Below are 12,723 nucleotides of genomic sequence, written 5' to 3' on the forward strand. Positions count from 1 at the left end.
TCCCCCTAAGAATTAACGTTCTTGGAAAGCCTTCAACAATTCTTCTCCCCAAATGGAAGTGTACTTGTCATATAGCGGCTGAACTGCCTCTTTGAATTGAGCTATCTCTTCTTCGGTTGGCTCATAAAACTTCATTCCACTTGATTTCAAATCTTCAATCTGTTTTGCTTCCTTCTCACGTGCGATTTTCACTTGGTATTCTGCCGCTTCTTTCCCAAGTCTTGTGAATATTTCTTGGTCTTCTTCACTCATTGATTCAAATAGCTTTTTATTCATCCCTAAAACTAATGGGTCATAAGAGTAGTTCCAAGCAGTTAAATATTCTTGAACCTCGTTTAGTTTAGAAGAGTGGATGACATCGATTGGATTTTCCTGCCCATCGATTGTACCTTGCTGCAAGCTCGTAAATACCTCAGAGAAAGTCATTGTTGTTGGATCTGCACCCAGCGTTCTATAAAGATCTGTATACATCGTAATACCAGGAATACGAATCTTCATCCCCTTCATATCATCTGGCGTTTTGATTTCTTTTGAGCTGTTCGTAATTTGTCTAAATCCGTTTTCCCCAAACCCTAGAGGCTTGATTCCCTTTTCCTCTAAAATTTCGTTAATCATTTCTCCACCTTTTCCGTTGAATACCTTGTCTACCTCTTCTGTGTTATTAAATAGGAAAGGTGCACTAGCAACTCCAAAACGATCATCTAAAATGGAATAAATGATGGTAGAGTTAAACGTCAGATCGGTTGAGCCTTTCGAAAGCATCTCTACTGCCTTCCCGGAATCTCCACCTGAAAGCTGTTCATTCGGATAAACTTCTATTTGGATACGTCCATCCGTTTCTTCACTCACATCATCTGCAAGCTTTTGAGCCGCTTCAAACCAAGTAGAAGTATCATTTACTGTGACAGACATCTTCAGCTTGTATTCCTTGCCATCTGCATCTGCCGAACCGCCCGAATCGGAGCATGCTCCAAGTAATAACATTGCAGCTAACCCTAAAGAACCCCATTTAAATCTTCTTTTCATTGTGAATCCTCCCATTGATCATTTTTTTGTATTAGCTCGTATAAAAAATCAACTAAGTGCATTGCCCTAGTAGTTGAGGAAAGCCCTTCTCGCTCAATTCCAACCTTCATCTGCAGTAAGCAGCCCGGATTAGTCGTAATCACAGTGCTTGCTTGGATTTCTTTAATCTCATGCATTTTTGATTCCAATATAAGAGATGCCATCTGAGGCTGAAGGATGTTGTATATCCCAGCTGAGCCACAGCAAAGCTCTGCATTTGGTAACTCCACGTAGGTGTACTGGTGAACTGCCTGTAAGATTTCTCTCGGTTCATCCTTCACACCACTAACGTTGCGCAAATGGCAGGAATCCTGGTAGGTCACTAGACCAGCAGAGAATGACCGAGGTAGTTTATCTAGTAATCTCATAACTCCAAGTTTCACAAGCAGCGTGCTAATGTCGATTTGTTTGTCCGTAAACTGCTTCGCCCTTGCCTGTTGCTTTTCGTCCTGATGAAAAAGCTTATGGTATTCTCCTAAAAAGGCACCACACCCTCCAGCGTTATTGACAATGTAGTCGATATTTTCTAGCTCGAATGCTTCGATATTCTTCTTTGCATTTCTCTTTGATTTTTCTAGCTCGCCACTATGACTATGTAATGCACCGCAGCATTGTTGCCCCTTCGGAATAATTACTTCACATCCCAATGCTTCTAAGAGAGAGATTGTATGTTTGTTCGTCTCCTGAAACATCGTATCCATCAAGCATCCTGTAAAAAATGCGACCCTTGTTTTTGTCGCTGCCTTTGGTAATGTTGGCTGATCCTTTTTAGGTGGGGCAGGAAGAACTGCTTCCATATCTTTCATAAAGGGTGGGAAGAGCTCTAAGAAACCTATTTTTCTTACTACCTTCTGAAGTCCTGACTTTTGATAAAAGCCTACCAGGCCAACGACTGTCTCCATCTTCTTTTGCTCTGCGAATAGATGATCAAAGGCGACCTTGCGCACGATTCTTTCCTTTAAGGATTTTAGGCTTACAGCTACAATCGCATCTCTTGTTTCTTCAATTAAAGAACCGTATTGTACTCCTGCTGGACATGCCGGCTCACAGGCTCGGCAGCCTAAGCAAAGGTCGAATGCCTCTTCAATCGAACCATCCCAGGCGACCTGACCATCCCTCACCGCCTTCATCAGCGCTATTCTTCCCCTAGGTGACTGTGTTTCATCGAAGTTACTGTGTAAGTAAGTAGGACAATGAGGAAGACAAAAGCCACATCTCATACAATCCATCAGCCTATTTTCGTCCACATGGGTTACAAAGGATTGTCTCATTTTTTCTTGAATCGTTGTCATGTCTGAACCACAACCCTCTGCTTACGATCCTTGGCAAATATCTTTCCTGGATTCATGATATTTTTAGGATCTAAAGCTTGCTTGATACCTTTCATCACTTCTATCCCAGCAGCTCCAACCTTCCATTCAAGATAAGGCGCCTTCATCTCACCAACTCCATGCTCTCCGGTGATGGTGCCTCCCAGCATAATGGCAGCTTCGAAAATTTCACTGAAAGCAGCATCTACTCTCTCCATTTCCTCTTTATCTCTTACATCCGTAAGGCAAGTAGGGTGGAGATTGCCATCCCCGGCATGACCAAACGTGTAAATCATCACGTCATGTTTTTTGGCAATTCGTTGAATCTCTCTTACCATATTGGCGATTTCTGAGCGCGGTACTGTGGCATCCTCCAAGATAGTAGTTGGCCTCTTTCTAGCAAGAACCGATAACGCTACTCTTCTAGCTGTACTTAGCATGACCGCTTCCTCAGCTGATTGTGCAAGCTGCGTCGAACGAGCCCCTTGCTCCATACAAATCTTGTGGACCGCTTCCATGTCAGCATTTACGGTATGTGGATCACCATCCTGTTCAATTAACAGCATCGCCTCACAATCCGTTGGAAGACCAATCTTCATATACTCCTCTACCTGCTCAATCGTCCCTTTATCCATAAATTCTAAAGTAGCAGGAACAATCTTAGCCGCGATAATCGAAGAAACGGTTTCGGCCGCTTTGTCTAGCTCATCATAGAAAACGAGCAGCGTCTTCTTTGCTTTTGGAAGAGGAATCAAGCTAAGAATAATCTCTGTGATAATTCCAATCGTTCCTTCTGAGCCAACAAATAAGCTTGTTAAATCGTAGCCTGCAACGTCCTTGTTTAACTTTCCACCAGTACGAATGACCTCTCCGTTTGGTAGTACAACCTCTAGACCAACGACATAATCCTTTGTAACACCATACTTTAAACCTCTTAGCCCTCCAGAGTTTTCACTGACATTACCACCGATTGTAGATATTTTCATGGAGCTTGGATCTGGAGGATAAAACAAGCCCTTCATCTGAACCACTTCATTAATATCCTTCGTAATAACACCTGGCTGAACCGTAATCGTCAGGTTTTCTTCATCAAAATCGAGTATATTATTCATTCTATTAAACAGAAGAACGACTCCCCCCGAAGTCGGAACTGTACCTGCTGCTAGATTTGTTCCAGATCCCCTGGACACAATAGGGATGTTATATTCTCCACAGATTTTCACAATTTCTTGTATCTCCGCCGTGTTACCTGGTGATAGCACTAAATCTGGCATCGCCTGAAAGTTCGCAGTCGCGTCATAGGAATAGGCAAGCTTTTGTGCCACTGTATGCTTTGCAAACTGTTCACCAGTCACAGCTATTAATCTCTTCATTGCACTGTTATCCATTTGCCATCTCCTTGTCACATTTCGAAAACGTTTTCACTAATTTTAATATTCAAACGATTAAGAATATATAGTCAAGCACACAAAGTTTTGCGTAAATTTAGACGCATATTTTGTGTGGAGAAACAAAAAAGCCGGTACAGAGCACCCGACCATTGTTGTTCAAGTAGCAAGATTCCTGGAAGTTAAAGGAACAATCATTACAGCTTTTCCTCAGGCATCCGAAACAGGATGTCTCTTCTCTTTGACAATCTCCCACTTCTCACTTGCCGAAAAATGGATATTTTAGATTCTCAAACCTGCATTTTCTAAATAGTCATCTTCATAACTGGTTTAGTCACTTTCGAAGCACATTTAGTCGCTTTCATCATGAAATAGTCATTTTAAATATCCATTTAGTCACTTTCGCCACTAGTTTAGTCACTTATCGGAAATTTACTGGAAATTAAAAATTTCCTTTATGAATAAAAAAGTATAAACATTGGTTTATAACCTCTCCTGTCATTGTCCTCCACAATCTAATGGAACTGGATGAGGAGGCGCATGTTGACACGATGGCCTCGGCATTACAGCTGAACAAAAAAAACCATGATTGCTGGAATCATGGCATTAAAATTCTTATTAATGAATCCGAATAGCTGTCCGCTCTTCGGGCGATATTCATCACAACATACTTCCCTTATTGCAAGCTTTTCATTTTGATTAGCTCAGATACTATTACAAACTCATAACCTTGTTTTTAAAGCTCAGGTAATATCACTTCTAGCGCTTCTACGGTTTGGCTCCTATCACCACCATCATAGATTTACTCTCCATTTTATTAACCATCCCGAGCCTATCATTGAAATTTAAATGCTGTCATCGTTCCAAAAAATAAAAGGACTTGAGATATACTTTCTAACCTCAGTTGCTTCCATTACTACTATATTAGTGAGTGGAGTCAATAAACTCCCCTGTTTCTGTACTAATGTAATAAGATCCATCCAAAGTATAATCTTCTGCACGATTACCTGATCTAATATTAACCGTATACACCTTCATATCCCGGTCATACTTTATGGAATACTTGTTTTGAATTTTTGTTTCCAGCCATTCTGACAGAATTGGGTTATCAATTCCATCGATTTCTGCTTGCTCTAATGCAATTTGGTTCGCTTCTTCTATTGTAATATTGACCGGGTCGTTGTTAGGATTATGAAATTCTTTCGTATTACCTCCAACACTGTCTTCCCTGCAGCCAAACAAAAACAGCATAGAGAATAAAAGGAGTAATTTTTTTATAAGAACTCTCCTACCTTTCCATGATTTATCTATTCCATTTTCTACAAGTCTTCCCCATACTCCTCTATTAGACGAACACCTAAATAGATAAGAAACAAATCATGAAATTTTGATATAGAGAGTCCTGTTAAATCTTCTACCTTTTGCAAGCGATACGTTAACGTGTTCTTATGAATGTGTAGCTTTTCTGCCGTGTTTTTCATCGAATGATTTTCATTGAACCAAACCTTTAGATTTTCTAAGAGTTCCGGCTGTTTCTTTAAGGATTGAACTGTTCGCTGGATATATCGATCTCTTGTCTCCTTTGGAAGGCTATGTAAGATCAAATCAAATAACAGCTCTCGCTCAAATATGACTCTACCTTGTTTAAGAGACACTCTTGCCGCTCTTTCGGCTTGATTGAAGGACACACTAAGTTCATGGTCCTCAATCGGCTCTCCTATACCTGCTGCCAGTACTATTTTAGCCTTTCTTTTCATATGCAAAATGAGGTTTTCAACTTCTTGTTTTAAAAAGGTTTGCTCTATCTTCGGAAGGACTACTACCAGTTTATCATGTCCCCTTCTACTTATTAGAAGCTCTGGATGAATACTCTGAACCGAATGTAAAAATTCCACATCCTCATTCGTAAAGCGATAATGAGTTTCCTCTACTTGAAGAACGCCTATCTGTTTATAGTTGGTAACTTCAATTCCTAACAGCTCCGCTCGATTATAAAATGTACGGTCCTTAGTCGAAGACGTAAGCCATTCCATCATAAAAAATTCAAACTCTCTTATTTTCTCTTCTCTTTCCTTTCTTTTTAATGAATCCTGTATAAACAGCTCCACTACTCTGCGAATGAGTTGCGCCTGAGGCTTTATTTTTTCAGGCTCCCCCGTTATCCCGATAACTGCTATTGGAGTATCGTCTGTAATAATCGGGATGACAATCCCTTTTCGTACTCCCTTTAGCCTAGCGACCTCTTCATCCGATATTAAAATAAGACGTTCCTCCCTTAGACTTAAAAGTGCCCCTTCGTGGAATTGATTAATTCGGGAAGGGTCTGTGCTTACTTGAATAAACCCTCTTGAATCTGTCAGAATCACATCATCCTGTATTAAGTGACTAAGTTCATTGATAATTTCCTGTCCCAGCTCATCAAATTTAAACACAAACAATCAACCCTCCAATTCCTATTTCAGGAAAACAATACTTTAATAGAAAAAACCAGCGAAGCATGTCGCTGGCCTACGTTAACTTTTGAATGAACGCTTCTAACCGATTAAGTCCTTCTTCTAAAATGCTCATGGAATAAGCATAAGAAATACGGATATATCCTTCTCCATATGGAGTAAAGGTACTCCCTGGTACTACCGCTACTCCACCTTCCTTTAATAATCTGGTGGCAAATTCAAACGAAGGCATACCGAATTTTTTTATAGATGGAAATATATAAAACGCTCCATTTGGTTTTTCCACAGGCAGTCCCATTTCGAGAAGCCTACTGTAAATAAAGTCTCTTCTTTTTATATATTCCTTGTTCATTTCCTCTGGAACATCCTTAGAATTTGTTAGCGCTTCAATCGCAGCATATTGAGCTGGTAAGGAAGCACAAATCGAATTATATAAATGCACTTTTACTACATGTTCCATCGTCTCTGCAGGACCCATGATAAATCCGATTCTCCACCCCGTCATAGAATGTGATTTCGAAACACCATGAATATAGAAAAGCTGAGAGCGAATTTCTTTATATGCAGCAAAGGTAACATGCGCCCCTAAGAATGTGTTTTCACTATATATTTCATCTGAAAGAATATATACATCCTTGTCCTTTAGCACTTGCACCAATTCATCCATCTGTTCCTTTTGAATAACTACTCCAGTAGGGTTGGAAGGATTATTAAAAAGAACAGCTTTTGTTTTTTCATTAATTAAACCTTCTAGTCGCTTCGCATTCGGCTGAAGACCAGTATCTGTTGTATCCAAATAAACAACCTTTGCACCGCAAAGCTCAATGACAGGCTCGTAGCCAGAATAGATAGGAGCTGGCAAAATAACCTCGTCCCCTTCTTCCAGAATTGTTCGAAACACAGAATCTATTGCTTCACTAGCCCCATTGGTAATGACAATTTCCTTCATAGGATCATAAGAAAATCCATACTTGTCTGTGAAAAAGTTATTCACAGCCTCACGCAGTTCGAATAAGCCTGCATTATGAGAATAGCCAGTGTAATCATTCTGTATGGCAGCTATACCAGCATTCTTCACTGCTACAGGCGTAGGAAAATCCGGCTGTCCGATTGTCAAATTGACTGCATCAGGATAATGGACTAATTGATTGGAAAACTGACGAATCCCTGGTTGCTCTAAAGCCTTCGCTCTAGGGTTAATAGATAAAGACATACAAACCCTTCTTTCAACTTATTAATAATCAACAGAGTTGATTTCACTTATAAAAATCCCACCCTGTTGTTGGTAGCGATGGCGGCGACTCCTGTGGGATGAGGGAGTCAGATGAGACAGCACATCGGCACGCGTGAGCGTTCGGTGCTGGCTCATCGCTCACCCCACGGAAAGAGTCCGCCAGAAGTGGACAACAACTATTAGTAACTACTAACAACTATCAAAAGCTACTATCTTACTTAAACAACCCCGGTAACCACGTCGAAAGACTAGGAATAAACGTAATGACAAGAAGCGTCACAATCATCGATAACAAGAATGGGATAATCGCCATCACAATCTTTTCAAACTTCACATTCCCCACACTCGAAGCAACAAATAAATTGACACCTAGCGGTGGCGTAATAAAACCAATAGCCAGGTTTGTCACTAAAATTACTCCAAAGTGAATCGGATCCACCCCTACTGCCGTCACAATCGGCAATAGAATTGGCGTTAAAATAACCAATGCAGAAATTGTATCGATAAACATACCAACGATAAGCAACAAAATATTAATTGCAATTAAAATAACTATCGGATTCGTAGATAAATCAGTTAAAAATGCGGAAATATCGCTAGGCACCTGCTCCAACGTCATAAAATAGGCAAACGACACAGAAAGTCCAATAATAATCATCGTAGTCGCATTAATTACAACGGCCTCTCGGAAGCACTCATAAACAGATTTCCAGGTAAGCTCCTTATAAACATACAATCCTATAATTAAAGAGTACACCACTGCCACAACAGCAGCCTCTGTCGGAGAAAAGAATCCTCCATATATTCCTCCTAATATAATTACGGGAATGAGAAGTGCCCATTTAGCATCATATGTAGCTATTAATACTCGCTTAAATGTAAAAACCTCTGTGGCTTCTGCTTTGTATCCACGCTTTTTTGAAATAAAGTATGCAGTAATCATCAGCATAATCCCAACAAGAATCCCAGGAATTACCCCAGCCAAGAACATACTGCCAACAGAGACACTTCCTATTACTCCGTAAAGAACAAACGGAATACTAGGCGGAATAATTACACCGATAGAGCCTGCAGATGCAGAAACAGCTGCTGCAAAACCACCGTCATACTTTTTCTTTTTCATCTCAGGAATCATGAAACCACCAATTGCTGCAACAGTTGCAGGACCCGATCCTGATATCGCAGCAAAAAACATCGAAGCCACAACCGTAACCAAGGAAAGTCCCCCGACAATCCAACCAACCATTGCTGCAGCGAGATCCAATAATCTTTTGGAAACCCCACCCTTACTCATCAAAACACCAGCAAGCATAAAGAAAGGAATTGCCAGAAGCGGAAAGGAATCCAATGATGTAAATGCTTTTTGTGCAATAATTCCAAGTGGCAGTGTGGACCCAAAATAAATGGCAACCAAAGCTGAAACTCCTAGTGAAATAGCTATTGGAACACCGATTAATAAACAAATGAATAACGTCCCGAATAATAAAGCGACTGTCATGCGATCATCTCCTCATCCTTCGGCTTCTCATAATCCCCTCTTAGCACATCTCTAATTTGGAACAACAATCGAATAGCCATGCCTGCTCCACCAAGAGGAATTGCTAGGTAAGCAATCCAAATAGGGATTTGCATTGCGGGTGCCAGCTGTCCATGCTCTATACTGCTAAGTACTAGCTCCGTTCCAAAAACCGCTAAGAATAAGGCCATTACAAACCACACTAAAGCAGATAAAATTTCCAGGAACTTTCGGAAGTTGCCGTGGAAGCGTGTGATAAACGCTCCCACTCGTATATGCTGTCTCAGCTTTACCGCATAGCTTGCTCCAATCCATACCTGGAAAATATGAATATATCGAGCCATTTCCTCTGTCCAGCTAGGAGCCGAAGAAAATACTTTCCTCCCGACAACCTGGCCGAAAATAAGCATAACCATAATTGCTAGAGAGATGACTAATAAAAACTCCTCTATTTTTGATAATCTCTTGAGCATAAACTAATCACCTCTTTATTGATTATTTGCCTCCTGTGCCATGTTTACCAAGTCCTCTCCAATCTGAGAGGTATATTTATCGTAGATAGACTTTGTTGCTTCGCGGAACTCATTCTTTTGTTCCTCTGTTAATTCATTTATTTTCATGCCCTCTTCTTCTAGCTTCTCTAAAAATTCTACGTCTTGTTTCTGTGCAATCAAACGCTGCTCTTCTCTATACTCCTCTGAAGCCTCTACTACTAGCTTTTGAAGGTCCTCTGGCAAGTCATTGTAAAAGTCATTATTCATTAACAAAATTGTTGCTGCATACACATGTCCTGATAATGTTAAGTATTCTTGTACTTCATAAAATTTGTTTGTGTAATATAAAGAGATTGGAGATTCCATTGCATCATATGTTTTTTGCTGAAGTGCTGTATAAAGCTCTCCAAATGCAAATGGTGAAGCATTCGCCCCGAATGCCTTAAAGGTATCTGTATGTACTGGGTTTTCAAGTGTTCGATATTTTAATCCTTTTAAATCTGCAGTACCTTCAATTGGTCCGTTATTATTGGACATATGGCGGAAGCCGTTTTCTGCAAATACAAGTCCCTTCATGTCGTTGCTCTCTAATTCTGCTAAAAGCTTTTGTCCAAGCTCTCCGTCCAGTGCTCGGTAGGCTGCATCATGGTCGTTAAATAAGAATGGTAGGTCAAAAACCATGAATTTATCATTAAAGGATGCAAGCGGTGCTACCGCTGGGATGGTCATTTCAATGTTCCCTAATTGAACTGCTTCAATTGCTTCGCGGTCAGATGCATATAATTGACCATTTGGATATAACTCTACTTTTATTCTTCCCTCAGATCGTTCCTCAAGCTTTTCTTTATAATCCAGTGCCGCCAAATGTGTAGATTGCTCCTCTGACACTAGATAGGCTATTCGAATCTTGTATTCTTCCCCGTCTCCAGAATTGGATGCAGTCGGTCTTCCACAAGCAGTTAAAATCATCGTAACAATTAACAATAAACCTAGTAGCTTTCTCATTTTTCTTCCTCCTTAAAGTATAATAAAAATCTTTTTTCTACTTTTTCTAGGTGATTGGACATGAGTTGCCTTGTAAGCTCCGTACTTTTATTCCGAAGAGCTTTATAAATTTCTTTATGCTCTAGATATGCGTCATCCGCAGCCATCTCTAGTGTTTTGGAAAGCAAAAGAAACGCTCGGTTTACCCCTGTGTTTGCATCTCTTAACAGCATGGTAAGCTTTTTGTTTTCTCCAATACTCCCAATCAATAAATGAAATTCTCGGTCTAAATCAATAAATTCATGATATTTCTTTTCTTTGATCGATTGTTCCTGCTCTTCTAAATTTCCTTGTAGCTCAAACAGTATAGAATCCGAGATAAGCTGGGCATTTTTCTCGATGTTATATAGCTCTAGCAGTCTTCTAATTTCCATGAAATGCAAACCGTCTTCCATTGTAAAAGTTGCGACAGTTGCAGGCTTGGCTTTATTCAGCAGGACCAGTCCTTCGCTAGCAAGCCTTTTTATCGCTTCTCTGATAGGAGTTCTGCTAATCCCTAAGTCTAATGCTAGCTTTTCTTCTGGTAACTCTTCTTCTTCAGCAAGTGTCCCTTGAATAATCGCATCCTTCAACGCTTTATATGCTTGATCAGCCAGAGACTCCCGTGGTAACAACTTTTTCAAGAGAAGTTATCTCCTTCCTGTATACTGTATACACAAATAATATAGTATGCTATTATCCTTGTAAATATATATTTAGAATTTTTCGAATAGAAGGAGAGTTATGATGCAACAGGACCTATTAAATACTTTTATCGCTGAACTTGGAAAAGAAAAAATAAGCACCAGTGAATCAGAGCTTTTCCGTCATAGCCATGACGAATCTCCTTATGAGTTTGTGGAGCCAGACTTTGTATGTTTCCCAGAGAATGTGGAAGATGTTCAAGCTTTGATGAAATTGGCGAACAAATATGAAATCCCCGTTACGCCATTTGGAGTGGGCTCTGGTTTAGAGGGGCAGGCGATTCCAATAAAAAAAGGCATTTCGATTAATTTAGAGAGAATGAATCGGATAGTAGAATTTTCACCGGAGGATTTATTGATAACGGTGGAGCCAGGTATAACTAGACTCCAATTAAACGAGTACGTGAACAAGCATGGTTTATACTTCCCAATCGACCCAGGTGCAGATGCCTCTATTGGCGGGATGGTAGCGAACAATGCAAGTGGGACCACGGCAGTACGGTACGGCTCCATGCGAGAACAAATTTTAGATATGGAGCTAGTCCTTGCAGACGGAAGAATCATACACACTGGGTCCAAAGCCAAGAAATCCTCCTCCGGCTATCATCTAAATGGCATTATTGCAGGCTCTGAAGGAACATTGGGCATCATCACCAAAGTCACACTGAAGCTGCACGGCATACCAGAAAAATTAATTGCAGCACGCTGTACCTTTGAAACACCGAGGGCATGTGCCGAAGCAGCTCAAGCGGTACTATCTTATGGAATTCCTGTTATGCGGATGGAATTAGTAGATGCAGATAGTATTAAGCAAGTGAATAGCTATGGGGGCTACCACTTTCCAGAGCAGCATTCCATATTCTTTGAATTTGGAGGTACACCTAACATAGCAGAGGAAGAGGCTTTCGTTGTGGAGGAGCTGATGAAGGAGCTTGGATGTGAGAACTGGGTAAGAGCCCAAACTCCAAAGGAACGTGCAGACCTATGGAAAGCACGACATGAGCTTGCATATTCCTACAAGCATATAAAAGGAAAAGTGAATACCGGAGCAGATGCATGCGTTCCAATTTCCAAGCTAGCTGACATGGTTGTGTTCGGTCGCATCTTAATAGAAGAAAGTGGATTAATGGGTGGGGTTTTTGGTCACGTGGGAGACGGCAACTTCCATACGATTGTCATGTATGACCCTAACAACAAAGAAGAGTTGGAGAAAGCTGAATTTACCAATGAGAAAATCGCTCTGAAGGCTATTGAACTCGGAGGAACCTGCACAGGTGAACACGGTGTAGGCTTAGGAAAAAGAAAATATCAAGATGCAGAGCATGGTTTAGCAATAGACATTATGAAGGAGTTAAAAAAGGTATTCGATCCCAAAGGAATACTGAACCCCGGGAAAATATTTTATGATAAGCAAAAATAGAGACGCAGTGACAAAACCAATAGGTTGGTGGGAGAAGCCTACTCCCCTTGCTACTTAACAAAATATATAGCAAGCAAAATAGGCCGGGACAAAACAAGTGAAAAGCCCTTATGATT

11 protein-coding genes are annotated in these 12,723 nt (G+C 40.5%); 1 reads left to right on the forward strand and 10 read right to left on the reverse strand.

The window, feature by feature from the left end; translation table 11 throughout:
- Positions 1-12: 12 nt before the first annotated feature.
- The 10 genes from AC1VU3_RS12775 to AC1VU3_RS12820 all read right to left on the reverse strand — a co-directional run bounded on the left by AC1VU3_RS12775 (position 13) and on the right by AC1VU3_RS12820 (position 11,127).
- Positions 13-1,026: a DctP family TRAP transporter solute-binding subunit gene (locus AC1VU3_RS12775; protein ID WP_482983681.1), complete on the reverse strand. Its 1,014-nt coding sequence runs from the start codon at positions 1,024-1,026 to the stop codon at positions 13-15.
- Positions 1,023-2,357, reverse strand: coding sequence for a (Fe-S)-binding protein (locus AC1VU3_RS12780; protein WP_482983682.1), 1,335 nt, complete (start codon positions 2,355-2,357; stop codon positions 1,023-1,025). The genes AC1VU3_RS12775 and AC1VU3_RS12780 overlap by 4 nt, the downstream gene beginning before the upstream one ends.
- Complete coding sequence (locus AC1VU3_RS12785; protein ID WP_482983683.1) at positions 2,354-3,763, reverse strand: FAD-linked oxidase C-terminal domain-containing protein; 1,410 nt, start codon at positions 3,761-3,763, stop codon at positions 2,354-2,356. The genes AC1VU3_RS12780 and AC1VU3_RS12785 overlap by 4 nt, the downstream gene beginning before the upstream one ends.
- Positions 3,764-4,687: 924 nt before the next feature.
- A complete protein-coding gene (locus tag AC1VU3_RS12790; protein ID WP_480390208.1) occupies positions 4,688-5,014 on the reverse strand; it encodes a hypothetical protein in 327 nt (108 codons plus the stop codon).
- Positions 5,015-5,082: 68 nt separating this feature from the next.
- Positions 5,083-6,195 (reverse strand): CdaR family transcriptional regulator, encoded by a 1,113-nt coding sequence (locus tag AC1VU3_RS12795; protein WP_482983714.1) that lies wholly within the window; start codon positions 6,193-6,195, stop codon positions 5,083-5,085.
- A 76-nt stretch (positions 6,196-6,271) separates the two neighbouring features.
- On the reverse strand, positions 6,272-7,429 hold the full coding sequence (locus AC1VU3_RS12800; RefSeq protein ID WP_482983684.1) for an aminotransferase class I/II-fold pyridoxal phosphate-dependent enzyme: 1,158 nt from the start codon (positions 7,427-7,429) through the stop codon (positions 6,272-6,274).
- A 235-nt stretch (positions 7,430-7,664) separates the two neighbouring features.
- The gene (locus AC1VU3_RS12805) at positions 7,665-8,948 is read right to left on the reverse strand and encodes a TRAP transporter large permease (protein WP_482983685.1); all 1,284 of its coding nucleotides are present in this window, start codon (positions 8,946-8,948) and stop codon (positions 7,665-7,667) included.
- Positions 8,945-9,439 carry a TRAP transporter small permease gene (locus tag AC1VU3_RS12810; RefSeq protein ID WP_480390205.1) on the reverse strand — a complete coding sequence of 165 codons (495 nt, stop codon included), beginning with the start codon at positions 9,437-9,439 and terminating at the stop codon, positions 8,945-8,947. The genes AC1VU3_RS12805 and AC1VU3_RS12810 overlap by 4 nt, the downstream gene beginning before the upstream one ends.
- Positions 9,440-9,454: 15 nt before the next feature.
- The gene (locus tag AC1VU3_RS12815) at positions 9,455-10,465 is read right to left on the reverse strand and encodes a DctP family TRAP transporter solute-binding subunit (RefSeq protein WP_480390204.1); all 1,011 of its coding nucleotides are present in this window, start codon (positions 10,463-10,465) and stop codon (positions 9,455-9,457) included.
- Entirely contained in the window at positions 10,462-11,127 is a 666-nt protein-coding gene (locus AC1VU3_RS12820) for a GntR family transcriptional regulator (RefSeq protein WP_480390203.1), read from the reverse strand. Before AC1VU3_RS12820 ends, AC1VU3_RS12815 begins: the two co-directional genes overlap by 4 nt.
- Positions 11,128-11,230: 103 nt before the next feature.
- Here AC1VU3_RS12820 and AC1VU3_RS12825 point away from each other — a divergent pair, with 103 nt between their 5' ends.
- Entirely contained in the window at positions 11,231-12,607 is a 1,377-nt protein-coding gene (locus AC1VU3_RS12825; RefSeq protein ID WP_482983686.1) for an FAD-binding oxidoreductase, read from the forward strand.
- The last annotated feature ends 116 nt before the right edge of the window (positions 12,608-12,723 follow it).

Source organism: Psychrobacillus sp. Z16_25, assembly GCF_056856695.1.

What these genes read in the sequence shown, in the direction of transcription:
- AC1VU3_RS12815 (WP_480390204.1), bottom strand. Translation starts at nt 10,465, where the DNA reads ATGAGAAAGCTACTAGGTTTATTGTTAATTGTTACGATGATTTTAACT.
- AC1VU3_RS12825 (WP_482983686.1), top strand. Translation starts at nt 11,231, where the DNA reads ATGCAACAGGACCTATTAAATACTTTTATCGCTGAACTTGGAAAAGAA.
- AC1VU3_RS12810 (WP_480390205.1), bottom strand. Translation starts at nt 9,439, where the DNA reads ATGCTCAAGAGATTATCAAAAATAGAGGAGTTTTTATTAGTCATCTCT.
- AC1VU3_RS12800 (WP_482983684.1), bottom strand. Translation starts at nt 7,429, where the DNA reads ATGTCTTTATCTATTAACCCTAGAGCGAAGGCTTTAGAGCAACCAGGG.
- AC1VU3_RS12785 (WP_482983683.1), bottom strand. Translation starts at nt 3,763, where the DNA reads ATGGATAACAGTGCAATGAAGAGATTAATAGCTGTGACTGGTGAACAG.
- AC1VU3_RS12775 (WP_482983681.1), bottom strand. Translation starts at nt 1,026, where the DNA reads ATGAAAAGAAGATTTAAATGGGGTTCTTTAGGGTTAGCTGCAATGTTA.
- AC1VU3_RS12780 (WP_482983682.1), bottom strand. Translation starts at nt 2,357, where the DNA reads ATGACAACGATTCAAGAAAAAATGAGACAATCCTTTGTAACCCATGTG.
- AC1VU3_RS12790 (WP_480390208.1), bottom strand. Translation starts at nt 5,014, where the DNA reads ATGCTGTTTTTGTTTGGCTGCAGGGAAGACAGTGTTGGAGGTAATACG.
- AC1VU3_RS12805 (WP_482983685.1), bottom strand. Translation starts at nt 8,948, where the DNA reads ATGACAGTCGCTTTATTATTCGGGACGTTATTCATTTGTTTATTAATC.